Source organism: Leucobacter sp. 7(1), assembly GCF_900163635.1.
Classification (GTDB): domain Bacteria; phylum Actinomycetota; class Actinomycetes; order Actinomycetales; family Microbacteriaceae; genus Leucobacter.
Map to the genome: position 1 here is coordinate 49980 of NZ_FUID01000082.1, position 26228 is coordinate 76207.

The following is a 26228-nucleotide window of genomic DNA, read 5'->3' on the forward strand; positions in this document are numbered from 1 at the left end:
AAGATCATATGCAGCAGAATTCTCGAGCCGGAGCCGCACTTGCGTTGGGTGTCTTTGGAATTATCACCACCGAAATCGGCGTCGTCGGGGCGCTCCCCGAACTCGCCGTGCGCGCGGAGGTGAGTGTCGCGCAGGCCGGTCTCCTCGTGGGGATCTTTGCGCTCGTTGTGGCGGTGAGTGGTCCGTTTGGGGTGCTGCTCGCATCGCGATTCGAACGCAAGTCGGTGCTGCTCGTCACGATGTGTGTGTTTGCGCTCTCGAACCTTGTGTACGCAGTGTCGGCGAGCTTCCCGGTACTTGTGGCCTTCCGGGTCATCCCTGCGGTGCTCCACCCCGTGTTCTTCGCCGTAGCGCTTGCGGCCGCCGCGGCGCTCGCGCCGCCCGGCCGAGAAACGGCGGCGACCGCGCGGGTGTTTGCTGGGGTGACTGTCGGCTTCGCGTTCGGGGTCCCCGCGATGGCGTTCCTCGCGAGTCAGTATTCGCTCACACTCGCCTTCGGCGCCGCGGCCGTGGTACATCTGCTGGCGTTGTGCGGGATCGCGGCGTGGGTGCCGCGGGCTCCGGCGGGGGAGCGCCTCAGCTACGGCCAGCAGCTGGGCATCCTGCGCCGCCCACAAGTGTGGCTTCAGGTCCTGCTCACCGTGCTCATCTTTGCGGCGATGTTCACCGGATACAGCTACTTCGCCGAGTTTCTCGGAGCCGTCAGCGGAATCTCGGCGGGGACGGTGAGTGGGCTGCTCATGGTGTTCGGCGTCGTCATGATCGGCGGCAACTTCATATTCGCCGCGCTGATCACACGGGGGCTCCGCGTGACGCTCTGGAGTTTTCTCCTGGGGTATGTGCTGCTCTACGTCGTGTTGTTTGCCGTCGCACCACACGCCTGGGCGGTCGGACTGCTTGTCGTCCCCTGGGGCCTCATCCACTCCGGCGGGCTGATCCTCGGCCAAACGGTGATCGCCCGGGAATCCACTGCAGCACCCGTATTCGGGAACAGCCTGTTTGTGTCCGCATCAAACGTGGGCATCGCGCTCGGTTCGGCAGCGGGGGCCGCGCAGGTCGCCCTTCTGGGAACCCGCTCAATCATGCTCCTCGGGGCGACAATCGCGGTCGGCGCGATCGCGGTGTTCGCGGTGGGTCAGCTACGTCGTTCCGGTACTTCGCCCGGGTAGAGCAGCGTGAGCCCTGCCGAGGCGGGGCCGAGTGTGGCCCGCGCAAAGCCCGGATGCTCCGCGGGAACGTACTCGCCCGGGAGAAACCGTGACGAACTTCCCACAAGCACATTGCCGTGGCGGCCGACGATCGCGAGCGGTGCGCGGCTGCGCAGCAGCATAGGGAGGAGCGCCGCCTCGAGATCCGCGACCTGAATGTCGTTGCCCACAGCCCCGACGCGCACGCCATCGAGCACCGCTGGCACGGTCAGGGTGACTACGTAGGCCTCGACCCCGAGATAGTCGATGTAGGGGCCGACAAGCGCGGGGGCACCCTCGTGGAACGCGCGGATGAACCACTCGTGATGCTCGTAGTCGTAGTAGCGATCGCCGCCCGGCACGACACCAAATGAGTAGCGTGCGAAGCGGGTCTCGTCTTCCCGCACCCACCACTCGAGGTGTCCGTTTTCGGTGCCCAACGCGGTCCGCGCAAAGATCAGGCCGCACCCGTCGAGGACTGGATTCGCTTCGAGCATCCGCACCGCGGTTGTTTTCATGCGCCGGCGCGCAGATTCGCTGAGTTCGAGGCGGCGATCCGGGCCGAGGTGCAACGCCGCGATGAGGTCGTCTGCGAGTTCTTCCAACTGGGTGAAGCGCTCGCCAAACCACGCGGTGAGCTCCGCGGTAATGTCTGCGATCGGCGCGGTCACGCGGCGGCCCCCGTAGCGGTGTCAGGGCTTGTTCCGCTCCCGAGAGCGAACTTCCCCTCGATGATCAGGCGCATGTTTTCGCGTACGTGAGCTACTGCGAGACGCTGCGCCTCGTCCGGCTGCCGTTGCTCAATCGCCATCACGATTGCGAGGTGCTCGGTGAACGCGAGCTGGGTCGAGGCGCTGCAGATCTCCTCACACCAGAGGAACGGGGAGAGCTCCGATTGCAGACGCTGCTCCGCGGTCAGGAGTCGTTGCGAGTGGCTTTGCACCGCCACTTCAAAGTGGAAGCGGCTATCGGCGAGGGATCGCTCGTGTCCTGCACTCGCTTCCCGAGCCTCAAACGCGAACTCCGCGAGCCGCGTCCGCACCCCCGGAACCGCGCGCTCCGCGGCGAGGCGGGCCGCCATTCCGGAGACCGCGGCGTGCTCGTCAAAGAAGTCGCGCAGGGCGACAGTGCTGATCCGGCGCAGCGCCTCCTGCAACGTGGCGGGGGTGGGGAACGGCGCCTGCACAACAAATGTTCCCCCGTTGCGGCCGCGTCGGGTTTCGACAACACCCTGCTCGCGCAGCGTGGCGAGTGCCTTGCGGAGGGTCGCCACGGCCACGCCAAACTGGCTGGCGAGCTCGGCCTCGGGCGGGAGGCGCTCACCGACACTGAGCATGCCCAGCGAGATCGCGGTGGCGATTCGCTGGGCGATCCCGTCCCCGGGGACGCCCGACACCGCGTCAGTGCCGCGGGCGGACGATACCCCGATGAGCGGGTGCTGCATACCGGGTCAGGCCTTGGTGTCGAAGTGCAGCGCGCGCGAGATCAGGGTCTCCTGCTCGACTGCGTGTACCTTTGCCGAACCGGTGGACGGCGCAGCGGACGAGGCGCGGCTGACCACACTGATCCGGTCGTTCGCAAGGTGCTTCGACAGCTCCAGCGAGATAAACGGCCAGGCGCCCTGGTTCTCCGGTTCGTCCTGCACCCACACGAGCTCAGCGCCCTGGTACTGGGTGAGGACGCGCCCTACCTCGACGATGGGCAGCGGGTAGTACTGCTCGACGCGGACGAGCGCGATGCGCGGGTCCGGGTTCTTATCGAGCGCCACGCGCAGATCGTAGTAGATCTTGCCCGAGACGAGCAGTACGCGCTCAACCTGCGATTTCTCGCCAACGTTCGGGTCGTCGAGTACCGGCTGGAAATGGCCCGTCGTGAAGTCTTCAACGCTCGAGGTTGCCCCGCGCAGGCGCAACATCGACTTCGGCGTGAACACGATGAGCGGCTTCCGCGGCCGCGCGTAGGCCTGGCGACGCAGCAGGTGGAAGTAGTTGGCCGGGGTCGACGGGCGGGCAACGGTCATGTTGTCCTCGGCACAGAGCTGCAGGTACCGCTCAATGCGTGCTGAGGAGTGATCCGGTCCCTGGCCCTCGTAGCCGTGGGGGAGCAGCATCACGACGGAGGAGCGCTGACCCCACTTCTGCTCGGCGGCGGCGACGTACTCGTCGATGACGGCCTGCGCCGTGTTTGCGAAATCACCGAACTGTGCCTCCCACAGTACGAGGGCGTCCTCGCGCTGCAGCGAATATCCGTACTCGTAGGCGAGCGCGGCGTACTCCGAGAGGAAGGAATCGTAGATCCAGAACCGAGCCTGCTCCTCGGAGAGGTTCAGCAGCGGGATCCACTCTTGCCCGTTCGCGCGATCGTGGAATACCGCGTGGCGTTGCGCGAAGGTACCGCGACGGGCGTCCTGCCCCGCGAAGCGCACCGCGGTGCCCTCCATGAGCAGGGAGCCGAGGGCGAGCAGTTCGCCGAAGCCCCAGTCGATTCCGCCGCTCCGGCTCATCTCCGCGCGCTTGTTCAGGAGCTGCTGCAGCTTCTGATGCACGGTAAACCCTGCGGGCTTGTTTGCGTGCGCGTCGCCGATGCGCTCGATGACGCTGCGATCGACCGCGGTCTCCAGAGGTGCGGGGCCGGGGCCGCCCACCTCGGTGACCTCGCCGATTCCGCTCTGGTCGATGATCGGGATAGCCCCGGTCTGCGCTGCGTGAGTCTCCTGGAATGCGAGCTCGAGCCGGGACTGGAAGTCCTGCTTGGCCTTCTCGTACTCTTCTTCGGTGATGTCGCCACGGCCGACAAGCGCGCTTGTGTACAGGCGACGGGTGGACCGTTTTGCTTCAATCAGATCGGTCATCAGCGGCTGCGTCATCGAGGGGTCGTCGCCCTCGTTGTGCCCGCGGCGGCGGTAGCAGATGAGGTCGATGACGACGTCGATGTGGAAGCGCTGGCGGAACTCGTACGCGAGCTTTGCGACGCGCACCACAGACTCGGGGTCGTCACCGTTCACGTGGAAGATCGGCGACTGGACAACCTTGCCCACGTCCGACGAGTACACCGCGGAGCGGGAATCGAGGGGGAGCGTGGTGAAGCCCACCTGGTTATTGATGATGATGTGGATCGTCCCGCCCGTGCGGTAGCCACGCAGTTGCGACATCTGCATCGTCTCGTAGACGACACCCTGGCCAGCCATCGCAGCGTCGCCGTGGACGAGGATCGGGAGCGTGGTGAAGGAGCCGATCGGCTTCAGATCCTGTTTCGCACGCACAATGCCCTCGAGCACGCCGTTGACGGTCTCAAGATGCGACGGATTCGCGGCAAGGTGGATCGGCACCTGGGTGCCGTTCGGTGCCGTGAACACGCCGGTGGTGCCGAGGTGATACTTCACATCGCCGGAGCCCGCCTTCGAGGACTGTGCGCCCTCGAATTCCCGGAAGATCTGACCGTAGGTCTTGCCCGCGATGTTCGAGAGTACGTTGAGCCGGCCGCGGTGTGCCATGCCGATGTCGACGCTGTCGACTCCGTCCTCTGCGGCGTCGACGAGCATGGCGTCGAGCAGCGGGATGACCGATTCGCCGCCCTCCAAGCTGAAGCGCTTCTGGCCCACATATTTGGTCTGCAGGAAGGTTTCAAAGGCCTCGGCCTCGTTCAGCTTCTCGAGGATCCGCATCTGCTCGTCGCGGCTCGGCTTTGCGTAGTTCACTTCGAGCTGCTCGCGCAGCCAGAGCCGCTGCGCGGGATCCTGGATGTGCATGTACTCGATGCCGATCTTGCGGCAGTACGAATCACGCAGCACACCGAGGATGTCGCGCAGCTTCATCGTGCGCTGACCGCCGATGCCGCCCGTGACGAACTCGCGGTCCAAGTCCCAGAACGTGAGCCCGTGAGACTCGATCTCCAGGTCCGGGTGCGTGCGCTGCACATACTCGAGCGGATCCGTATCAGCCATGAGGTGACCGCGGACGCGGAACGAGTTGATGAGCTCCTGAACGCGGGCTTCTTTATCAATCGCGCCCGAGATATCGACGTGGATGTCGGAGGCCCACTGCACCGGCTTGTACGGGATGCGCAGCGCGGCGAAGATGTCCTCGTAGAAATCGTGGCCGCCGGTCAGGCGCTCGTGGACGAGCTTCAGGAATTCGCCGGATCCGGCACCCTGGATCACGCGGTGATCGTAGGTGGAGGTGAGCGTGATCGTCTTGGAGATTCCGAGGCGGGTCAGAATGTCCTCGGACGCCCCCTGGAACTCCGCGGGGTACTCAAGTGCGCCGGCGCCGATGATGCAGCCCTGGCCCTGCATGAGGCGCGGAACGGAGTGCACCGTGCCAATACCGCCGGGGTTGGTGAGCGACACCGTGCCGCCCTGGAAGTCGCCGGCCGCGAGCTTGCCGCCGCGGGCGCGCTTCACGAGGTCCTCGTACGCGGTGAGGTACTCGTTGAAGTCGAGCGTCTCGGCGCGCTTGATCGCTGGAACCATGAGCGAGCGCGTGCCATCCGGTTTCGGGAGGTCGATTGCGATGCCGAGGCCGACGTGCGCCGGCACCAGGATCGAGGGCTTCCCGTCGACCTCGGTATACGCGACGTTCTGGCTCGGGAAATCCTTGAGCGTCTGAATCAACGCCCAACCGATGAGGTGGGTGAAGGAGATCTTGCCACCGCGGCTGCGGCGCAGGTGGTTATTGATGACAATGCGGTTGTCGATCAGCAGCTTCGCCGGGATCGTGCGGACGCTCGTCGCGGTGGGAACCGTGAGGCTCTGGTCCATGTTCTTGGACAGCGTGCGTGCCATGCCCTTGAGCGGGGTTACGACGTCCTCTGTGACATCGGGATCTTCCGCGGTTGCCGCGGCGGGCGCGGCGCGCGGTGCGTCGGCCGGAATCGGGGTCGTGCGCGGCGCCGTGTTTGTGGTGCGCGCGGGCTGAGCGGGGGAGGTAATCGGCGTCGTCACCGGCCCTGTGGCAGTCGCGGGCGGCACCGCTGCCGCCCCGGTCGGTGCACCTGCGCTCGTCTGGGCGGTCTTCCCGTACCGCTCCAGCACCGGCCACCACGATTGGTCGACCGAGTTCTTGTCAATCTGGAATTGTTTCCACAATTCATCGACGAGCCAAGCATTTGCGCCAAAGTCTTCTGCGGGACCAACCTGATCGGTGGTCTCCGTGCGCTCTGCCAAAGCGGGTTCCTCTCGGTCGTGCCACTTGCGCGGCAAGTTTCGGTGATCGGGGTGCAGCACCGTAGCCGTACCATGATCAACCCTACGCCTTTCTGCGGGAACTCGCGGCATAGCTCCGGCTCGGATTCTCAGTCCGCGGTGATAAAGTGGCCCTCACTATGGATTCTGACTCTCGAAGACCCTCAGACCCTCCGAGTAGGTGCCGCGCTTCGGCGCGGCAACCTGCACCGCTCAGGAGCCGCTGGTGAACGACTGGATACTGCTGCTGATCGGACTGATCCTCACTGTCGGAACAGGCATCTTTGTTGCGGCGGAGTTTTCGCTCGTTGCGCTCGACAGGCAGGAGCTTGAGCGTCGACGCGACGCGGGGGAGCGGGGCCTGGACCGTGTGATCCGGGCGCTGTCGATCACCTCGACGCACCTCTCGAGTGCGCAGCTCGGGATCACGCTGACGACCTTGCTCGCCGGCTACACCCTGGAGCCGTCGATCAGCGCGTTTCTCGACGCGCCGCTCGGAGCGTTGGGGGTGCCCGAAGACCTGCGACGCACGATTAGTGCGCCCATTGCCATCGCGCTCGCCACTGTCTTTTCAATGATCGTCGGCGAGCTTGTGCCGAAAAACTTCGCGCTTGCCCGCCCGTTGCAGACGGCAAAGCTCGTGATGCCCGCCCAGGGAGCGTTCACCGCAACGTTCAAGCCGGCGATTCTGGTGCTGAACGGCAGCGCGAACGGCATGTTGCGGAGCATCGGTATCGAGCCCAAAGAAGAACTGTCGGGTGCCCGATCCGCCGAGGAGCTTTCCTCACTTGTGCGACACTCCGCGAGCGCGGGGCTCCTGGAAGCTGACACGGCTACTCTGCTGGATCGCACGCTGCGGTTCTCCGAGCTGACAGCCGCCGACGTGATGACCCCAAGACTGCGGATCGAGAGCGTGCAGCGCCTCGAATCCGCCCAGGATGTGCTCGAGCTCTCGGGCCGTTCCGGGTTCTCACGCTTCCCCGTGATCGACGATGACCGGGACGACATTGTGGGCGTGGTGCACGTCAAGCACGCGGTCGCGGTGCCTCGTGCCAAACGCCGCGACGTGCCCGCGGCCGCCCTCGCCGAGGACGTGGTACGCGTCCCCGAAACGATGCGCTTGGACCAGCTGCTTGGGGCACTGCGCTCCAGTGGTTTCCAACTCGCGATCGTGGTCGATGAGTACGGCGGTACCGCCGGAATTGTCACGCTCGAAGACCTCGTCGAGGAGATCGTCGGTGAGGTCGCGGACGAGCACGACCGCGCCGCGGCCGGCGTCGTGGGCACGGCGGAAGAGATGACTTTCCCTGCAGACCTGCGCCCCGACGAGGTGCAGGAACAAACCGGGGTCACGATCCCCGAGGACGACGACTACGACACAGTCGCTGGCTTCGTGCTGCGTGAGCTCGAACGCATTCCCGAGGTGGGAGACGAGGTCACGCTCGCCGACGGTGGCGTGCTGCGCGTTGAACGTATGGACGGTCGCCGGATCGCGCGTCTGCGCTACACCGGGGTGCCGCTCCCGAGCGAACTCGACGACGAGGAGGAGGGCCCCCGATGAGTGACTGGATGGGAATCGTCTGGCTTGTTGTCTTGCTGATCGCCAACGCCTTTTTTGTCGGTGCCGAGTTTGCCGTAATCTCGGCGCGGCGCTCCCAGATCGAGCCGCGTGCTGAGGCCGGGTCCAAACGGGCGAAGACGGCGCTGTACGCGATGGAACACGCGACACTGATGCTGGCAACAAGCCAGCTTGGCATCACCGTGTGTTCGCTGCTGATCCTGAACGTGTCCGAGCCGTCGATCCACCACCTGCTCGAGGGCCCGCTTGCCTGGACGGGACTGTCCGCTCAGGCAGTGAGCGTCACGGCGTTTGTGCTGACCCTGCTGATGGTGACGTACCTGCACGTTGTGTTCGGTGAGATGATCCCGAAGAACGCGGCCTTCTCGATCCCGGATCAGGCCGTGCTGTTGCTGGCGCCCCCGCTCGTCGCGGTGTCACGCGTGCTCAAGCACGTCATTGCCGCGCTGAACGCGATGGCAAACGGGGTGCTGCGCTTGTTTGGTGTTGAACCGAAGTCGGAGACGAACAGCACCTACACCCTCGAAGAAGTGGCGAGTATCGTGAGCCACTCCACACGCGAGGGTGTTCTCGAGGACCGGAGCGGCGCGCTGACCGCGGCGTTTGAGTTCACCACCAAGCGCGCCGCCGACCTGCTTGTGCCCGCTGATCGCCTGGTGATCCTGCCGGCGGGGTCCACGCCCGAGGATGTGGAGGCCGCGGTTGCGAAGCACGGCTTCTCCCGATACCCAATCGCATCCGAGGACGGCAGTCTGACCGGCTACGTCCACATCAAGGATCTTGTGCGCCTGTCCGAGGAACGCATTGCCGAGCCGATTCCGCCGAAGCGGATTCGCGACATGGTGTCGTTCCCCGCGACGGCCGAGCTTGAGGATGTGCTCGCGGGGATGCAGGCCCGGGGGATTCACTTGGCTCGGATCCTGGATGCCGAGGGCACTGAGCTCGGGGTCGTGTTCCTTGAGGACGTGATCGAGGAACTTGTCGGTGAGGTGCACGACGCCACCCGTCGCCAGCGCTACGCCTCGTAGCTCCGCTCGCGCCTCAGCTGCGGCCCGCTCCATCACCCGGTGATGCGGCGGGCCGTTCTGCTACTGCTGAGCGTCAAGGACGAGGTGCGCGGACAACTGATCAAGCGGGATGCTGCGCCCCACGAGGAAGGGGTTGTCCGGGACCGCGAATTGCACGTCGAACTCGACGGACTCCTGCGTCAGCACCGTGGGGGTGAGCTGCACGCTGATGTCATGCCGCAGCATGCCGTCCACGGAGACCGTGCCGATCGCGCGGACCGTGCGCTTCGAACTGCCTTCTCGGCGTAGCACGGCCGGCTCGGTGAGTTCAAAGACGGCCTCGGGGTAGCTCCCGAAGTGCAGCCCGATGTGCGCCTCGGTAATCACGCCGTCTTTCAGGACCAGTGAACCCGCAGACTCGACCTGATGGTCGAGCGCGCGTCCTAACGCGCCGCTCACGGGGGCGACGACACTCGTCTCGGCAACCTCGTATACGCGCGCCGTGGGTATGGCGAGAATGTCGGCGTCGGCTGAGGCGTGCAGCTGGGCGGCATACACCTCAGTGTCCGCGATGGGGGAGCACGCGGTGAGCAGCATGGGAAGCGTGACGGTGACCGCAGCGGCGAACCCTACGGTACGCACTGAACGGCTCCCACGAATCATCGAACCAGACCCGACAGGTACAGGCACAGCCGCAACCTCCTCCCCAATGGACGAACTCAGCCGAGCATACGCGGGGAAAGTGGGAGCCTCCCGAAAGCTTCCTGTTCGTTTCTACGCGTCGCGCAGCGCGTCCACAGGCTCCACGCGTGCCGCCTTGATCGCGGGATAGCCGCCCGCGAGCAGACCTACGAGCGCGCCAACCACCACGCCCACCGGGGCCGCCCAGGGCGCGAGGATCGGCGTCCACCCCTGGACCAGACACACACTGATCAGGGCGAAGAGGCCCACGACAACGCCGATGAGCCCGCCGAGGATGCCGATGGTGACCGACTCCAGCATGAATTGCTGCGCGATATCCCGGGTGCGAGCCCCGAGCGCGCGCCGCAGTCCGATTTCCCCGCGCCGCTCGGACACGGACAGGAGTGTGACGTTCGCGATGCCGATTCCACCGCCAATCAGCGCAACGATGCCGATGGCGAGGAAGAGCACGTTGACGTCCGATTCGACCTGGTCTTGGAGCGCGTTTGAGTTGGCGGGGGCCCCAACCTTGAACGTATCCGGAGCGTTCGGGTTCAGGGCGATGGGTGCCTGCCGGGCTACGACCGGGCCCGCGCCAACGTCAATGCGGATGTCGAGACTCTCCGTCGTGCTCAGCGACAACTCCGAACGTGCGGTGTTGAGCGGCACGATCACCGAATCGAGCAGGTTGTTGCGGGTGCCGACGGCATCCAGGATGCCGATCACCGTGTAGGCGCGTCCGTCGATAAAGACGGCCGGTTGCCCGGTGACGCGGTTCACCCCAAGCCGCTGTGCAGCCTCGGCGCCGAGCACCACCACGCGGTCGCGGCGCGTGTCGTGTCCTGAATCGAAGAACCGACCAGTCTGGAGTTCGCCCTTGACTACCTTCATGAGGGCGGGGGACGCGGCGATCACCGGCGGCGAGGACTTCTGCGGTTCGGAAGGATCCTGCACCTGCACGGCCTCGACCCGCACTGAGGCGGGCAGCTTGCCAATGAGCGCGGCGTCCACGATTCCTGCCAGCGGGGCGACTCGCTCCACGGCGTCCCAGGGCAACTTGGAGGTCGCGCGCTCCTTCCCGCCCGGGCCCTGGGTAGACCCGGGGGCAACGGTCACCCGAGTGGCCGCCAGCGCATCAAATTGTTGCGTGATCTGCCCGGCTGCGGTCTGGGCGAACCCGATGGTGGCCACAAGTGAGGCGATCCCGAGCACGGTGCCGAGTAGGGTGATGATGAGGCGAGACGGGCGTGAGCCGATGCCCTCGAGCGCTTCGTGGACAAGCGCTCGCAGTGAAATGTGACCGCTCATGAAAGCTCCGAGAGTTCGCCGTCATTGATGCGCACCCGACGCTCGGCCACGTCGGCGACGTGCTGGTCGTGGGTGATCATGACGATGGTGAGGCCGTCGGAACTGAGTTCCTGGAAGAGACGCATAATCGACGCTGAGTTTTCTCGGTCGAGGTTGCCCGTCGGTTCGTCGGCGAGGAGGAGCCGCGGGGAGGTACACACCGCCCGCGCAATCGCGACGCGTTGCCGCTCACCACCCGACAGCGTGTTCGGGGAGAAATCGACGCGATGGCTCAGCCCCACACGCTCGAGGGCGGTGCGGGCGAGCGGCTCCCGCTCGTCGCGTGTGAGCCCCGCGTAGGTTCCCGCCAGCATCACGTTTTCGAGCACGGTGCGGGTGGGCATGAGGTGGAACGACTGGAACACGAAGCCCACAGCACGGCCGCGGAGCGCGGAACGCTCGTCGTCGCTGAGTCCCGCCACGTCAATGCCCTCGAACAGGAATCGCCCGGTGCTGGGTCGGTCGAGGAGCCCGAGGGTATTGAGCATTGTGGACTTGCCGGACCCGGATGGGCCCACGATCGCGAGGTAGTCGCCGCGCTCCACGGTCAGGTTCACGCCGCGGAGCGCATTCACGGGAGGCGGGCCGGGAAAGAACCGTGTGACGTCCTCGAGCTCGATGATCGGACCCGCGAACTCAGGATTTCCCTCCACCGTGGCGTCGCTGACCGTGTCACGCGCAGGGCGGAGTGCGCCGCGGAGTCGATCGCGAAGCGTGCGGCGCGTGGTTCCTGCCGAGGTTTCGGAGGCGGCGGACTCGGAACCCGCGGGCTCGGACCCTGCAGGCTCAGACCCTGCCGATTCGGACCCCGCCGGCTCGGAACCCGCGGGGTCCGAGCCGTCCGGAGCCGCGAACAGCTCGTCGATCCGGCTCATTCGCCGACCACGACCTGCGCTCCCGGCTCGATCCGGGGATCGTCCGATGCGATCTCCACATAGCCGTCGGCGGCAAGCCCCGCGGTGACCGTCACGTTTTCGGTCTTCGCATTGTCGCCCGAGCCCCGGGAAATCAGCAGCTCAACGCGATCCTCACCGCCGGATCCCGCCGACAGCGCGGCGATGGGTACGGCAAGTACCTCGCCCTCGGTGGACGCGACCGGGATGCGCACCCGGACATTGCTGCCGCGCAGGGCATCGATCTGTTCGGGGGTGAGCTCGGTCGGGGTGAGGCGTACGGAGTACCGGCTGGAGTCCGAGGTGCCGCCCCCGTTTCCGCCGCCATTTCCGCCGTCGCCGCCCCCGTCACCGCTCCCTGAGCCGTCGCCACCGTTGCCGGAATTCCCGGATCCGCCACTCTTTGGCGCAATGATCTTCTGCACGGTCGCGGTGAGGTCCTCCCCATCAGGGCCGGGGAACGTCGCAGTGAGACCCTCGCTGAGCAGCTCTGCGTCCTCCTTCGAGATCGTTCCCACAATCGTCAGGGTCGCTCCGGAAACCGTCATCGGGGAGCCTGAGAGGATGTCGCCGCGCTTCACGCTGACGTCGTCCACACGGCGGGGCAAGTCGCTGAGGAACAGTGCCTCGCTGGAGGGGAGCGTGGGGAGCACACCCTCCTGCGCCGTCGCGAGCGCCTGCTGCGCGTCCACCAGGGCATCGTTTGCCGAGGTCACAGCAGCCTGCTCGGCGAGCGGATTTGTCGCGCCGTCGGCGACGGCCTGCTGCAGCGCGGCCTGGGCCTGGGCCAGTTGCACCCCGGCATCGCGCGCCGCGCGCTCCGCCTGCTGCAGCGACTCCTGTGCGTCCGGGCCGCCAGCGGCAGCAGGGTACCCGATCTGTTCGTACAGTGTGCCGAGCGCCGATGCGGTGTCGTACTCGAAGACATCAGACCCGACGTCCCCGGCCCAGTAGCCCATCGCGCTCAGCGCCGTCTTGAGCTGCACCACATCGGGACCACGCATCCCCACGCTGAGCGTGCGATAGGCGGGCAGCCCACCGGGCAGCACGATGACCGGTCGGCCGGCAACCTCGAGCGCAATGTTTCCCGCGTTGAACACAGTTCCCGATTCCGGGACGTGTCCGGTCACGACGGGGCGTGCCTCGCCGCCGCCCGCGTCGATTGTGACCGTCACAGCGTCCGCGTAAGTCACGTCGCCGCGGGAGACAACTGTGTTTTCGATCGCGCGCAACTCCACGGGGGCGGTGACCGGTCCCGCCTGTGGTGGTGCAGTTCGCGCCGCGAGCTCGGCCGGGGACACGATGAACTGCATCACCGCAACGCCGATCAGGAGCGAGAGCACTGCAACGGCAGCGATCAGTGCGACAAGGCGGGTACCTGACCACGGGCCGCGGAACCAATTCCCGCGTTTCTTCCCGGGGACCGGTGTCCCGGGACCATCGCCGGTGTTCCCGGAATCGCTCGGCACCCCCGCCGTTCCGGCGTCGTCTGCGCTGCCAGCACTCACTCCGTCGTCTCCGCTTTCCAGACCCTCTGGTGATCCCGAAGTTTCGGTTTCGGGGTCGACAAGAGGGTCGGGAGTGGCGCTGGCATTTGTGGCGCGCGAACGTGCGCGGAACCGCGGGGTCTTCACCTGAGCTAGTCCTTCTTCTTTACACCGTGCTTGGCGATGAGAGCGTCGAGGGCGGCCTTGTTCTCGTCGACAAACTTCTGTTCTGCCGCGAACAGCACCTTCTGCTGCTTCTCCTCGTACTTCAATTCCTTCTTGCAGGTGAAGTCGGCGGTCGCCATTTCGATCTCGCGCTCCTGGAAGGCGTCCTTCTCCTTCTGCGTCGGTTCCTTTATCTCGCCGCCGTCTTCACCCATGCCCTGCGATGCGTAGTACTCCTCGCTGAGCCCGTTCTGCGCCGTCATCGGGTCAGTGAGGTCGGGGTAGCCCGCCTCAGCCATGCAGTCGGACCAGTCGCGGTTCGTTTGCTCGATCTCGGGGTTCAGCTTGTCCTCCGAGTAGACCGTCTCGTAGACGGCATTCATCGATTCGAACAGCTCGGCGAACTCGGGATCCTCGTACGCGGCCATCCCGCCGGGGGAGTCCTGCTGCGTCTCGTGACGAGCCGCACCGTAGCAGCCCTCACGGGTCCAGTCGCTCGTGAAGGATCCGCCCTCTTCCATGGCGGCCATTTCTTCCTCGGTGGGACCAGGGCCGTGCAAAGTCTCGTAGAAGGCGGCCTGCTCAGATTCACTGAGGGAATCAATGTACTTCTGGTTCGGGTCAACGTACTCGTCGTCCGGGCCGGCCATCGCCCCACCACCAGGGAAGTCGACAATGCCGTAGCCGTACTCCTTGGCGAATTCCTCGGAGTTCCACTCGGGGCCCTCCGAGTCTTCCTCAGACATGGTGACCACGCCGCCACTGTTCGTGTTGGGCTCGTACTCGAAACCCTCCTTGGTCATACAGGCGGCGACGAGTTCCTCGGTCTTGAGGTTCTCCGCGTCGAACTTCTCCTGTGTCATCGCTTCGTCGTCCCAGAGCGCCGACATGTATTTGCCGAGCGGCCCTTCCTCGTACGCGGCGCCGCTCTCCGCCTTGCCAGAATCCCCGCTGCACCCGGTGAGGGCGAGCGCGGCAATCGCAAGGGCTGCGGGAACCCAGTACCGGGCGGAACTCGTGCGTACAGACATGGCACCTCTTCTGGAGTCGGCGGTGCGGGTCTCTCCCGCACTCGAATCGCGAATCTCCGTCAACGTAGCACAGCAGGGTGGTGCCCCCGCGAGGGTTCCAGAAAAGGGGTACCTAGGTATGACGCGGCTGAGTGAATTTCGGCATGTCGACGACGAAACCCCCGCTGCTGCGCAGGAATCCCCTGGATAATTCAGAATCTGCTAGTGCGTGAGCAGTCTGGTGAGCTGCGCGCCGACGAGTTCGGATTCGATGAGGAAGGAGTCGTGGCCGAACGGGGAATCGAGCCGGGTGGCCCGGTCGCCGTCCAAGCTGCCCGGGGTGTGCCGGGCAATCTCGTCCTGACCCGCGACAGTGAAGAGCCTGTCGCTCGGGATGCCGAGCACCAGGGTGGGCAGATCCAGCGTCGACAGTGCCGCGCGTACTCCGCCGCGCCCCCGGCCCACGTCGTGCGAGTTCATCGCCTGCACGAGCGTCACGTAGCTGCCCGCGTCGAAGCGGCGGGTGAACTTGTTCCCGTGGAAGTCGAGATACGACTCGACGGCAAAGCGCCCGCCGCCGCCGAGCGGGCTCACCGCTGACTGCCAGGACCGGCCAAAGCGCTCGTCGAGCTCAGAATGACTGCGGTAGTTGAGTAGTGCGAGGCGACGTGCCGTTGCGAGGCCGTGGTGCGGGCCGATGCCGTCCGGGGCGTCGTAGTAGTTGCCCTCGCGGTACGAGGGGTCGGAACGAATCGCCTCCAGCTGCACGAGGTTGAGGCCGATCTGGTCCGCCGTTGTTACCGGCGGCGACGCAATCACCGCGAGGCGTTCGGTGCGCTGGCGCTGCGACACGCCCCACTCGAGTGCGTGCATGCCGCCCATAGAGCCGCCGATGACGGCGTGGAAACGATCGATGCCGAGGACGTCAGCGAAGCGCGTCGCCGCAGCCACCTGATCCCGAATCGTCAGATACGGGAAGTCCCCGCCCCATTCCCGCCCACTCGGGGAGAGCGAGGCCGGCCCGGTGGAGCCCTGGCAGCCGCCGAGCACGTTCGGGGCGACGATGCAGAAGCGGTCGGTGTCCAGTGGGCGTCCGGGCCCCACGATCTCCGACCACCAGCCGTCGGTCGGGTGGCCAGCCCCAGCCGGACCGATGAGGTGGCTGTCGCCCGTGAGGGCGTGGAACACGAGGATCGCGTTGTCACGCTGTGCATTGAGCTCGCCAAAAGTCTCGTAGGCGATGCGCACGTTTGGCAGCTCCCCGCCGAACTCAGTGGTGAGATCGCCGATCGCGGCAAACTGGCGGTCTCCCACAGGGTCGCCGTCTCGCCAGCCGCCCGAGATCGGCGGCCGGCCCATGAGCGCGCGCAGCTGCGCGTCAGTGATGAAGTCGGTCGGGAACGAATCCTCGGGAGTCTGCCAATCCATGCTCCCCATTCTGCCCGTCCGCACCGCACTCCGGGCGAATGTTACGCGCCCCGCACCCGTCCGTGCCTGCCCCGGGCCCTCTACACCCACGAAACCCCGCCGAGATGTCGATCCGGCACCTTCCCAGGAGGAGGAAGGTGCGAAATCGAGATCTCGACGGGGTTCGGGTGGCCTGCGTCTGGGGGAGACGCAGCCCCAGGGCCCTCAGGCTAGACGCGGGCTGCGGCGACGACCGCGCGTGCGGCGGCGAAGCCCTTCTCCAGGTCGACCTTGATGTCGTCGATGTGCTCGAGGCCCACCGAGAGGCGCACCAGACCGGGCGTCACACCCGCGGTGAGCTGCTGCTCGGGCGTGAGCTGCGAGTGCGTGGTGGAGGCCGGGTGGATGATGAGGCTGCGCACGTCACCGATGTTCGCGACGTGGCTGAACAGCTCAACATTCTCCACAACCGCACGGCCGGCGTCCACGCCGCCCTTCAGCTCGAAGGAGAGCACCGCGCCCACGCCCTTCGGTGCGTAGGTGTTTGCCGCCGCGTACCAGGGGCTCGAGGGGAGACCCGAGTAGTAGACCGTGGCAACGTCGTCGTGCGCGTCGAGCCACTCGGCGACCTCCTGCGCGTTCTGCACGTGGCGCTCCATGCGCAGCGACAGCGTCTCAACGCCCTGGAGTAGCAACCACGCGCTGAGCGGCGCAATCGCGGAGCCGAGGTCACGCAGCAGCTGCACGCGCGCCTTGATGATGTACGCAATCGGGTCGCCCACGGCACCCGTGTAGCTGACGCCGTTGTAGGAGGGGTCCGGCTCGGTCAGGCCCGGGAACTTATCCGCGTGCTGCGACCAGGGGAAGGTGCCGCCGTCGACGATCACGCCGCCGAGCGTCGTGCCGTGACCGCCGAGGAACTTCGTTGCCGAGTGCAGCACGATGTCGGCACCGTGCTCGAGCGGGCGGACCAGGTACGGGCTCGCGACGGTGTTGTCCACGATGAGCGGCAGGTGGTTTTCGTGCGCCACATCGGCAACGGCGCGGATATCGAGCACGTTGGAGCGGGGGTTCGCGAGGGACTCGGCGAAGAACAGCTTCGTGTTCGGGCGCACGGCGCGCTGCCACGCTGCGGGATCGTCCTGATCCTCCACGAAGGTGACCTCGATGCCGAGCTTTGCGAGCGTGTACTTGAAGAGGTTGTACGTGCCGCCGTAGATTGAGCTCGAGGACACGATGTGATCGCCCGCGTTCGCGAGGTTGAGCACGGCGAACGTCGAGGCAGCCTGGCCACTGGCGAGGAGGAGGGCGCCGGTGCCACCCTCCAGCGCGGCGATGCGCTGCTCAGCAACCTCCTGCGTCGGGTTCGTGATGCGTGTGTAGATCGGTCCCAGCTCGGCGAGCGCGAAGCGGTTTGCCGCCTGATCCGAATCCTCGAAGACGAAGGCCGTGGTCTGGTGGATCGGCAGTGCGCGCGAACCGGTGACCGGGTCGGGCTGCTGGCCGGCGTGGATCTGCTTGGTTTCAAAACCCCAAGCGTTCTGCTCTGACATGAGTACTCCTCGGTGGTGTGGGCCGACGGGACCCGTGGCCGGAAAAGATGGGGGTGGTGCTGGGAATGAGCGTACGAGGTCACCCGCATTTGCGGCAACGTGCGTCGACACCGAGCGTAATGAATCGCGGCTGTGACCCACCTAAACTAGCGGGAGATCGGACCGATATGGGTCAGCGCGGGCGACGGGGACGGAGTGGGGCGGATGCAGAAGCGAGTAGTGGTGACCGGGGCGAGCTCGGGTATTGGGGCGGCCACGGTGCGCCGCTTCGCTGATCTCGGCTGGCATACCGTGGCGGTGGCGCGACGCGCGGAACGCTTGCGTGAACTCGCCGCGCAGACCGGCGCGCACACCATCGCGTGCGACATCACCGACGAAGCTCAGGTCGCGGCGCTCGCCGCCGAGGTCGCGGCGACCGGTGGGGCGACCGGGCTCGTAAACAATGCGGGCGGGGCGTTCGGGGCCGATTCCGTCGAGCACTCGTCAACCGAGGACTGGCGGCGGATGTTCGAGGTGAACGTGCTCGGACTGCGATCCGTCACCGCGGCACTGCTTCCCGTGCTGCGCGACGGGGCACGCGAGACCGGCTGGGCGTCGATCCTGAACCTCACCTCGACAGCCGGGCACAGCGCGTATCCGGGCGGCGGCGGGTACAACGCCGCCAAGTACGCCGCGCACGCCGTCACCGAGGTGTTGCGTTTGGAACTGGCGGGGGAGCCGATCCGCGTGATGGAGCTTGCCCCTGGCCTGGTGCACACCGAGGAGTTCACGCTGAACCGGCTCCGCGGCGACACCGCAGCCGCAGCGAAACCCTACGCTGACGTCATCCCGCTCCAGGCCGAGGACGTGGCAGCGGTGCTCGTCGGCGCATTCGAGCAACCGCCGCACGTCAACCAAGACCTCATTGTGCTGCGTCCCGTCGCGCAGTCGAGTGTGTTCCATACGCATCGTGGACCGCTCACCCTGAACGGTGATGCGTGACGAGCGGGTGGCACACGACGGGCCCCGCGGCCGCGTGGACGCGGACCCTCGAGCCTGACTGGGCAGCAGCTCTCGCGCCGCAGCAGGAATGGTTCGCGGAGCTCGCCGGGTTCCTCGCCGAGGAGCGCGCGGCTGGGCACGAGATCCTGCCCGATCCGGCACAAATCTGCGCCGCTTTTGAACGTCCACTCGCTGACGTGCGGGTGCTGATCGTGGGGCAGGATCCGTACCCCACACCCGGCCACCCGATCGGGCTGTCGTTTGCCACAGCTGCCGACGTGCACCCGCTGCCCCGGAGTCTCGCGAACATCTCCCGGGAGCTTCAGACAGACCTGGGAAGCCCGCCACTTCCGCACGGCGACCTGACGGCCTGGGCGGATCAGGGCGTGCTGCTCCTCAATCGGGTGCTCACCGTTCGCGCAGGTGACGCTGGCTCGCATCGGCGGCGGGGCTGGGAAGCGATCACCGAGTGCGCGATCGAAGCGCTCGTGGCTCGGGGCGGCCCACTCGTCGCGATCCTCTGGGGCAATGATGCGCGCGCGTTGGCCCCCCTCCTGGGCGATGTGCCCCGGATCGAGAGTGCTCACCCGTCTCCGCTGTCGGCCTCCCGCGGCTTCTTTGGCTCCGCGCCGTTCAGTCGGGCAAACGCCGCGCTCATCGCGCAGGGCGCGGATCCGATCGAGTGGGGGATCGATCCGGCCCCCGGCACCCAGCTCCCGCTCTGGGGCTAGCGCCCCGCGCTCTCCCCGCGCTCTCCCCGCGCTCTCCCCGCGCTCTCCCTGCGCCTTCCCTGCGCCTTCCCTGCGCCCACTTCCTGTCAGTCACCAACAACACGGAGATTCACGACTCTGCAGGAGATTTTTCCCCCGAAACCCTGACAGGGCCCGTGAATCTCCGTCGCAACGAGCAACAGCACGCGCGCCCCGCGCGCCGCAGCAGTCCCGCCGCACTGGAAAATCATGTAAACTTGGCTGCTGTACTTCGGCGAGGGGCATCACTGCCCGTTATCGACGCGGGACGGAACGCCTCTGCGGGCCATCTTGCTGCGTGACAACGCAAGTGCGAGACACCAATCCTGGCGGCCCGGCCGCCCCTATTGGGCGCGAGCCCGCAAGGAGATTCATCATGACTGAGTCGAACAAGCTGGTAGCAGCTGCACGCGAGACCTTCGGCAAGGGTGTGGCGCGCAAGCTCCGCGCAATCGGCCAGACCCCGGTTGTCGTCTACGGCCACGGCACCGATCCCGTGCACCTCTCGGTGGAGACCCACCCGCTGAGCCTCATGCTCCGTCAGGCAAACGCCCTGATCGAGCTCGACATCGACGGCAAGTCGCAGCTTGTCCTGGTCAAGGACGTGCAGCGCGATCCCGTACGCCAGATCATCGAGCACGTCGACCTGATCGTCGTCAAGAAGGGCGAGACCGTTGAGGTCGAGGTCAACGTGCACGTCGTTGGCGAGTCGTTCTCCGGCACGAACGCCCTGCAGGAGCTCAACACGATCCGTCTGAGCGCACCGGCAGTCTCGATCCCCGAGAACATTGAGGTCAACGTTGATGGCCTGACCGACGGCACGCAGATCCTCGCGGGCGCGATCGAGCTCCCCAAGGGCGTCACGCTGCTCGACGCCGAGGACGCACTCGTCGTCAACATCGTCGCACCGCGCGGCGCATCCGAGGATGAGGCTGAGGAAGCCGCAGCCGAGTAAGTCTCGGCACATACTTCAGCCCGCCGGATCAGCGACTTTCGCTGATCCGGCGGGCTATTTGCCGCTCTGGGGCGTGTGTGTCGGTGGTACCTGCGATCATTGTGTGCGTGGAGGTGCCGTGTGTTCTGGCGAAGACTGAAGAAAGTGGAGGCCCCTGTGGCTGAGGACAGCTGGCTCGTGGTCGGTCTGGGGAATCCCGGGGCGCAGTATGAGGCGACGCGGCACAATGTCGGGCAGATGGCCCTTGACGTGCTTGCGGAGCGTGTGGGCGGCAAATTCTCCTCGCACAAGACGGGGGCCAGGATCGCTGAGGGCCGGATCCGGCCGGGCGGGCCGAAGCTGATTCTCGCGAAGTCGAACGGGTACATGAACACCTCCGGCGGCCCGGTCTCGGCGCTCGCGAAGTACTTTGGGCTCCCTGCCGATCGCGTGATCGCGATCCACGACGAGCTCGACCTCCCCTTTGACTCGATCAAGCTGAAGCAGGGCGGGGGCCACGGCGGCCACAACGGTCTGCGCGATATCGCGAAGGCGCTGGGCACCCCGGATTACTTCCGCGTGCGGGTGGGCATTGGCCGCCCGCCGGGGCGGCAAGATCCCGCGGACTTTGTCCTGAAACCGTTCGGAACTGCGGAGCGTGCCGCACTCGGCGTGCTGCTGGAAGACGCGGCGGATGCCACCGAAATGCTTGTCGATGACGGGCTCCTGAACGCGCAGCAGCGCTACCACGGGCGGAGTGCATCGTGAGTTTGCGCGGGATCGACGGGTTCCTGGACGAATCGCCCTCGTTTGCGCGAGCGCTCGAGTTCAGCGGCATGGACGCCGAGTTCTCGGTGCCCGAAGGGCTCCGGGCCCCACTTGTGGCTGGCCTGCTGCACCGGCAGCGGGCTGCCGGTGATCGCGGCGCACTGCTCCTCATTGCGGCCACCAGCCGTGAGGCGGATGCGCTGCGCGCCGCTCTGGCCTCGCTGATCCCGGATGCGACGACGGTCGAGTTTCCCGCGTGGGAGACGCTGCCGCACGAACGGCTGAGCCCGAGCGCCGAGACCGTGGGGCGCCGCGCTATTGCGCTGCGCCTGATCCGGCAGCACGCGGCGGCCGTGCGCTCTGGGGAAAACGTCCCCCCACTCATCGTCGTCGCTTCGGTGCGTGCTGTCCTGCAGCCGGTCTCGCCACACGCAGCCTACGCTGAGCCGCTGACGCTTCGTGCCGGATCCGAAGCTACGGGACTCGACACAGTGGCGCGCGAGCTTGTGCTGCGCGCCTATACGCGCGTTGATATGGTGACGCGGCGCGGGGAGTTTGCGGTGCGCGGGGGCATCCTTGACGTGTTCCCGCCGGAGGCAGCGCAGGCCGTGCGCGTGGATTTCTTTGGCGACGAGGTCGATCAGATCCGGCGCTTCGCGGTGTCGGACCAGCGCAGTGCCGGTGACCCGCTCACCGAGATCGAGCTGTGGCCCGCGCGCGAACTGCTGCTCACTGATGAGGTGCGAGAGCGCGCTGCCGAGTTGCTGCCGAAGTTCCCCGCGCTTGCCGGGCTGCTTGAGAAACTGAGTGAGGGCATCCCCGTTGAGGGGATGGAGAGCCTCTTGCCGCAGCTTGTCCCGGGTCTGCAGCCGCTGACGGCGCTGTTGCCCGAGGGCGGTGCAGTACTTGTCGCGTCCCCTGAACGTATCGCGGGCCGTGCGGTGAGTCTTGCTGAGACCAACCGCGAGTTCCTCGAAGCCGCGTGGCACGCCGCGACTGCGGGCGCCGACGCCCCCGTTCCCGTGCAAGACAGTGGAATGCTCACCGTTGCCGAGCTCCGCGAGGCCTCGGCAGATCGTCCGTGGTGGACCGTATCGAGCTTTGTGCGCGACGCCGAGGAAATGGCGGGTGGATCTGACGCCGAAGCTGGCACCGATGAGACCGGGTCCGCGGTCCTCTCCGCCCCGGACGATCCCGCCGCGATTCCGGTGCACGGTGGCCCGCTGCCGCGCCCCCCGAAGGGCGGCGACGCGACGGCGGCGATGATCCGATTCATGAGCGAGCGGGTGGGCGAGGGCTGGGGCGTTGTTGTCACCGCCCAGGGCACCGGTCTTGTTGAACGCGCGCGCGATGTGCTGGCGGAAGCCGGCGCCGCGGCCCGCATCGTCGAGGAACTCCCCGCAGAGCTGGAGACCGGCGTCGTGTACCTCGTCGCGGGCACGGCGTGGTCAGGGTTCCAAAGTTCCCAGGCGCGATTCGCGCTGATCACCGAGGCGGAGTTCTTCGGCCGCGCGGTGAGCGCCCAGGCTGCCACCGGGCAGAAGCTTGCGAAGCGTCGCGGCAAAAACGTTGTCGACCCGCTGAAGCTCGTTGCGGGGGACTACGTTGTGCATGAGACACACGGCATCGGCCGGTTCGTCGAGCTGACCCAGCGCATGGTGCCCACCGGGATGGGGCGCGACGCGGGCAAGGCCCTGCGCGAGTACCTGGTGCTTGAGTACGCCTCGACGAAGCGCGGCATGCCCAAGGACAAGCTCTATGTCCCGACCGATCAGCTTGACCAGCTCTCCCGCTACGTGGGGGGCGAGGCGCCTGCGCTCTCGAAGATGGGCGGCAGCGACTGGAGCACCGCAAAATCGAAGGCCCGCAAGGCGGTCCGCGATATTGCCGTGGAACTTGTGAAGCTGTACTCGGCGCGCGTCGCCTCCAAGGGGCACGCCTTCTCCCCGGATACGCCGTGGCAGCACGAGCTCGAAGAAGCGTTCCCCTACGCGGAGACCATGGATCAGCTCACCACGATCGACGAGGTGAAGCGCGACATGGAAAACCCGATCCCGATGGATCGGCTCGTCGCGGGAGACGTGGGCTTCGGCAAGACTGAGGTCGCGGTGCGCGCCGCGTTTAAAGCGGTACAGGACGGCAAACAGGTTGCGATGCTCGTGCCCACGACGTTGCTCGTCAACCAGCACTTCGAAACCTTCCAGAACCGTTTTGCCGGGTTCCCCGTGCAGCTGCGGCCGCTCAGTCGATTCCAAACCGACAAGGAATCGAAGGAGACGATCGACGGGCTCGCCGCGGGCACCGTCGACGTCGTAATCGGGACCCACCGCCTGCTCTCGGACAGCGTGCTCTATAAGGATCTCGGCCTCGTTATCATCGACGAGGAGCAGCGCTTCGGGGTGGAACACAAGGACTCGCTGAAGAAGCTGAAGACAAATGTCGACATCCTCGCCATGAGCGCGACGCCGATCCCACGCACGCTCGAAATGGCGGTCACCGGGATCCGAGAGATGTCGACCCTCGCCACGGCGCCCGAGGACCGGCACCCGATCCTCACGTTTGTAGGCCCTCGGAGCGACAAGCAGATTACGGCCGCGATCCGGCGCGAAATGCTCCGTGAGGGCCAGGTGTTTTTTGTCCACAACCGGGTAAGTTCGATCAACCGGATCGCGGCGCAGATCTCGGAGCTGATCCCCGAAGCCCGCGTCGCCGTTGCGCATGGCAAGCTCTCCGAGCATCAGCTCGAACAGGTTGTACAAGACTTCTGGGAGCGCAAGTACGATGTGCTCGTGTCGACGACGATCATCGAGACCGGCCTCGATATTGCGAACGCGAACACGATCATTATCGACGCGGCCGACAAGTATGGGCTGAGCCAATTGCATCAGCTGCGCGGGCGCGTGGGCCGGAGCCGGGAGCGGGCGTACGCCTACTTCCTGTACGACCCGGAAAAGCCCTTGACCGAGCATGCGCACGAGCGGCTCGACACCCTCGCGGCGAACAACGAGCTCGGATCCGGCATGCAGGTGGCCCTGAAGGACCTTGAGCTTCGCGGTGCGGGGAACCTGCTTGGCGGCGAGCAATCCGGGCACATCGCAGGCGTCGGCTTTGACCTGTACCTGCGCATGATCGGTGAGGCCGTGAACACGTTCAAGGGTGAGGAAGCCGTTGGCACGGTCGAGCTGGTACTTGAACTTCCCGTAGACGCCCATATTCCGGAGGACTATGTCGAGAGCGAGCGCCTGCGCCTCGAGGCCTACCAGAAGTTCTCGGCGGCATCCCACCCGCAGTCGCCCGAGGACCACGTCGCCCTCGTGCTCGAAGAGCTGACGGACCGCTACGGTGAGCCGCCCGCCGAGGTGCAGCGTCTCGCCGCCGTGTCCGCACTGCGGCGGCGGGCGTCCCGGCTTGGCCTCTCCAAGGTTGTCGCCGCCGGAACCGCGCTCCGCATCGAACCCGTGAAACTCCTCGACTCCCGCAAGATGCGCATGAACCGGATGTACCCAGGATCCCGCTACACGGAGACAACCGGCACCCTGCAGATCCCGCTGCCGGGCGGCACCGCGAGCGCGCGCAGCCCACTCGCGGGGGTAGGCCAGCGCAAGGTTGGTGACGAGGGTGACATTGTCGCCTGGACCGGACGTGTGCTCGCGACGCTGCTTGAGGAGGACACCCCGCCGGTGGCGTAGGCCCCGGCTACGGTGCGGTGCACGCTTCCTGGAGGCGTGCACCGGTCTCCTGGAGTGCTGGCAGCCGCTCGGTGACGAGCCTGCTGAGATCGCTGCCATAGGTCTGCGCATCGCCAATTGCGCTCAGGTCTCCCTCCGAGAGGCCAGAGAGATCCGGCATCTGGAGAGCCCCGACGTCGCTTGCGAGCCCGTCCCATTCGGTGCGGGCCTCGCCGAGTGCGGATAGCACCGCGGGATCGGTGATTGAGGCCGATGCCGCATCGAGCGACTCCAGTACCGGGGTGATGAGCCCGACGGGATTGATCGGGTTGCCCGCGAGCGCGTCCGCAATCATCTGGGGCGCGCCCTGCTGTGCTTCGGAGATGACACGGTCGATCGTTTCGGTGGCGACCTGACACTTTGACCCCGCGCCGGTGCTTGGCTTTTCCGTGCTTGGTTTTTCGGTCGTCGACGGGGTGCTTGTCGCACCCGGCGTGCTGCTGCCGCTCGCGCCGATCAGATCGGTCAGACTGCACCCGGCGAGGGGGATCGCGAGGAACGCGACCGAGGCCGCCGCCGCGAGCGTGCGGGTCCTGAGACGTGCGGGGTGCCGGAGACGTGCGGAAGCCCGGAGACGTGCGGGGGAGGTGGGCATGTGGTGCCTTTCGCCGTGAAATCTGGGAGTGCGACCAGGCTACAAGGAAGGCCCGAGCTGGGCCTGAACGGCGGGCCCGGAGGTGGGGTGACTAGGGTGGAGACATGGACAGCGCGAGCGCAGGAGCCGGAAAACGCAGTCACGAACCCTTGGCGGGTGGGACCCAAGCGGTCTCGCTCGCCGGATCAGAGCGCGGGTCAGAGGCCGCGCAGGAGTCGCCACCGGGTGAGATCGCGCACGTCGCGGAAGCCCAGCGCGCAGCGGACGCCGTGGCCCGCGTCGTGCAGACGGTGTGGCGGATGGTGAGCCCGAACGGCTGTGCGTGGCACGAAGAACAAACCCACGAATCTCTCACTCCGTTCCTCATCGAGGAAGCCGCGGAGTTCATTGATGCGGTTGAGCGGCGACTCCCCGCGGAGGAGCTGGAGTCTGAGCTGGGCGATGTGCTGTACCAGGTTGTCTTTCACGCGGCGATCGCCGAGCGCGATGCCGAGGGATACAGCCTCGCCGAGGTCGCAGACCACCTGAACACGAAGCTGATTGCGCGTCACCCGCACGTGTTCGGGGACCGCGGCTACATGTCGGTTGATGAACTGCATGCAGAATGGGAGCGCCTCAAAGAGGACGCCGCAGGCGAAGAACGCGGGAGCCGCGGTGCACTCGAGGGGATCCCCGTGGGGATGCCGACCCTGGCCCGCGCCGCGAAAGTTGTGGAACGGTTGAAGCGGGCTGGCCTCGTGCAGCTCGGCGCAGGGGAAGGGACGCCCGAGGACCCGCTCGCCACGGCAATTGGCCCCGACGAGCGGGCGCTCGCGGAGGTCGGGATCGGCGACGCGATGCTCGCCCTCGTGATGCGTGCCAACTCCGCAGGGGTGGACCCGGATCGCGCGCTCCGCCTGGCCGTGGACCGCCTGGCCGCCCGGGTGATGCACTCCGAGCTCCACGGCGAAGACTAAGGCGCGCCCGCCCGCCCGC

At 66.5% G+C, this 26228-nt stretch carries 20 protein-coding genes; 9 read left to right on the forward strand and 11 right to left on the reverse strand.

Translation table 11 applies throughout. From position 1 onward, the window contains the following. Nucleotides 1–8 precede the first annotated feature (8 nt). Nucleotides 9–1169 carry an MFS transporter gene (locus FM113_RS15480; RefSeq protein ID WP_087015730.1) on the forward strand — a complete coding sequence of 387 codons (1161 nt, stop codon included), beginning with the start codon at nt 9–11 and terminating at the stop codon, nt 1167–1169. Here the strand turns inward: FM113_RS15480 and FM113_RS15485 are convergent. The 3 genes from FM113_RS15485 to FM113_RS15495 are packed head-to-tail and all read right to left on the reverse strand — an operon-like array spanning nt 1136 to nt 6351. After that, nucleotides 1136–1858 (reverse strand): cache domain-containing protein, encoded by a 723-nt coding sequence (locus FM113_RS15485; protein WP_087015731.1) that lies wholly within the window; start codon nt 1856–1858, stop codon nt 1136–1138. The genes FM113_RS15480 and FM113_RS15485 overlap by 34 nt on opposite strands. Then, nucleotides 1855–2631 carry a FadR/GntR family transcriptional regulator gene (locus FM113_RS15490; protein ID WP_087015732.1) on the reverse strand — a complete coding sequence of 259 codons (777 nt, stop codon included), beginning with the start codon at nt 2629–2631 and terminating at the stop codon, nt 1855–1857. The genes FM113_RS15485 and FM113_RS15490 overlap by 4 nt, the downstream gene beginning before the upstream one ends. A 6-nt stretch (nt 2632–2637) precedes the next feature. After that, nucleotides 2638–6351, reverse strand: a complete 3714-nt coding sequence (locus FM113_RS15495) for a multifunctional oxoglutarate decarboxylase/oxoglutarate dehydrogenase thiamine pyrophosphate-binding subunit/dihydrolipoyllysine-residue succinyltransferase subunit (protein ID WP_254909043.1) — start codon at nt 6349–6351, stop codon at nt 2638–2640. A 244-nt stretch (nt 6352–6595) separates the two neighbouring features. Between FM113_RS15495 and FM113_RS15500 the strand changes: the two genes are divergently transcribed. Continuing rightward, the gene (locus tag FM113_RS15500) at nt 6596–7930 is read left to right on the forward strand and encodes a hemolysin family protein (protein ID WP_087015734.1); all 1335 of its coding nucleotides are present in this window, start codon (nt 6596–6598) and stop codon (nt 7928–7930) included. Beyond that, entirely contained in the window at nt 7927–8976 is a 1050-nt protein-coding gene (locus tag FM113_RS15505; protein ID WP_087015735.1) for a hemolysin family protein, read from the forward strand. The genes FM113_RS15500 and FM113_RS15505 overlap by 4 nt, the downstream gene beginning before the upstream one ends. A gap of 60 nt (nt 8977–9036) precedes the next feature. On the opposite strand, the gene FM113_RS15510 is transcribed toward FM113_RS15505, so the two are convergent. The 7 genes from FM113_RS15510 to FM113_RS15540 all read right to left on the reverse strand — a co-directional run bounded on the left by FM113_RS15510 (nt 9037) and on the right by FM113_RS15540 (nt 17498). Continuing rightward, nucleotides 9037–9597, reverse strand: a complete 561-nt coding sequence (locus FM113_RS15510; protein ID WP_087015736.1) for a hypothetical protein — start codon at nt 9595–9597, stop codon at nt 9037–9039. A gap of 132 nt (nt 9598–9729) precedes the next feature. Then, complete coding sequence (locus FM113_RS15515) at nt 9730–10944, reverse strand: ABC transporter permease (RefSeq protein ID WP_087015737.1); 1215 nt, start codon at nt 10942–10944, stop codon at nt 9730–9732. After that, a complete protein-coding gene (locus tag FM113_RS15520) occupies nt 10941–11636 on the reverse strand; it encodes an ABC transporter ATP-binding protein (protein WP_087015750.1) in 696 nt (231 codons plus the stop codon). The genes FM113_RS15515 and FM113_RS15520 overlap by 4 nt, the downstream gene beginning before the upstream one ends. A gap of 218 nt (nt 11637–11854) precedes the next feature. Beyond that, nucleotides 11855–13510: a hypothetical protein gene (locus FM113_RS15525; protein WP_254909044.1), complete on the reverse strand. Its 1656-nt coding sequence runs from the start codon at nt 13508–13510 to the stop codon at nt 11855–11857. A gap of 5 nt (nt 13511–13515) precedes the next feature. Beyond that, nucleotides 13516–14559 carry a hypothetical protein gene (locus tag FM113_RS15530; RefSeq protein WP_087015738.1) on the reverse strand — a complete coding sequence of 348 codons (1044 nt, stop codon included), beginning with the start codon at nt 14557–14559 and terminating at the stop codon, nt 13516–13518. Between the two features lie 201 nt (nt 14560–14760). Further along, nucleotides 14761–15966 (reverse strand): homoserine O-acetyltransferase, encoded by a 1206-nt coding sequence (locus FM113_RS15535; protein WP_087015739.1) that lies wholly within the window; start codon nt 15964–15966, stop codon nt 14761–14763. 209 nt (nt 15967–16175) lie between these two features. Continuing rightward, nucleotides 16176–17498: a bifunctional o-acetylhomoserine/o-acetylserine sulfhydrylase gene (locus FM113_RS15540; protein WP_087015740.1), complete on the reverse strand. Its 1323-nt coding sequence runs from the start codon at nt 17496–17498 to the stop codon at nt 16176–16178. 204 nt (nt 17499–17702) lie between these two features. Here FM113_RS15540 and FM113_RS15545 point away from each other — a divergent pair, with 204 nt between their 5' ends. From FM113_RS15545 to mfd, 5 genes are all read left to right on the forward strand, one after another. Further along, complete coding sequence (locus tag FM113_RS15545; protein ID WP_087015741.1) at nt 17703–18479, forward strand: SDR family NAD(P)-dependent oxidoreductase; 777 nt, start codon at nt 17703–17705, stop codon at nt 18477–18479. Continuing rightward, nucleotides 18476–19210, forward strand: coding sequence for a uracil-DNA glycosylase (locus tag FM113_RS15550; RefSeq protein WP_087015742.1), 735 nt, complete (start codon nt 18476–18478; stop codon nt 19208–19210). The genes FM113_RS15545 and FM113_RS15550 overlap by 4 nt, the downstream gene beginning before the upstream one ends. A gap of 394 nt (nt 19211–19604) precedes the next feature. After that, the gene (locus FM113_RS15555) at nt 19605–20183 is read left to right on the forward strand and encodes a 50S ribosomal protein L25/general stress protein Ctc (RefSeq protein ID WP_176387259.1); all 579 of its coding nucleotides are present in this window, start codon (nt 19605–19607) and stop codon (nt 20181–20183) included. 156 nt (nt 20184–20339) lie between these two features. After that, on the forward strand, nt 20340–20930 hold the full coding sequence (pth, locus tag FM113_RS15560) for an aminoacyl-tRNA hydrolase (RefSeq protein WP_087015743.1): 591 nt from the start codon (nt 20340–20342) through the stop codon (nt 20928–20930). 68 nt (nt 20931–20998) lie between these two features. Next, nucleotides 20999–24619 (forward strand): transcription-repair coupling factor, encoded by a 3621-nt coding sequence (gene mfd / locus FM113_RS15565; RefSeq protein ID WP_087015753.1) that lies wholly within the window; start codon nt 20999–21001, stop codon nt 24617–24619. A 7-nt stretch (nt 24620–24626) separates the two neighbouring features. Here mfd and FM113_RS15570 read toward each other — a convergent pair whose 3' ends face one another. After that, on the reverse strand, nt 24627–25253 hold the full coding sequence (locus FM113_RS15570) for a hypothetical protein (RefSeq protein WP_087015744.1): 627 nt from the start codon (nt 25251–25253) through the stop codon (nt 24627–24629). A gap of 104 nt (nt 25254–25357) precedes the next feature. Here FM113_RS15570 and FM113_RS15575 point away from each other — a divergent pair, with 104 nt between their 5' ends. Then, on the forward strand, nt 25358–26209 hold the full coding sequence (locus FM113_RS15575; RefSeq protein WP_087015745.1) for a MazG nucleotide pyrophosphohydrolase domain-containing protein: 852 nt from the start codon (nt 25358–25360) through the stop codon (nt 26207–26209). Nucleotides 26210–26228: the final 19 nt, after the last annotated feature.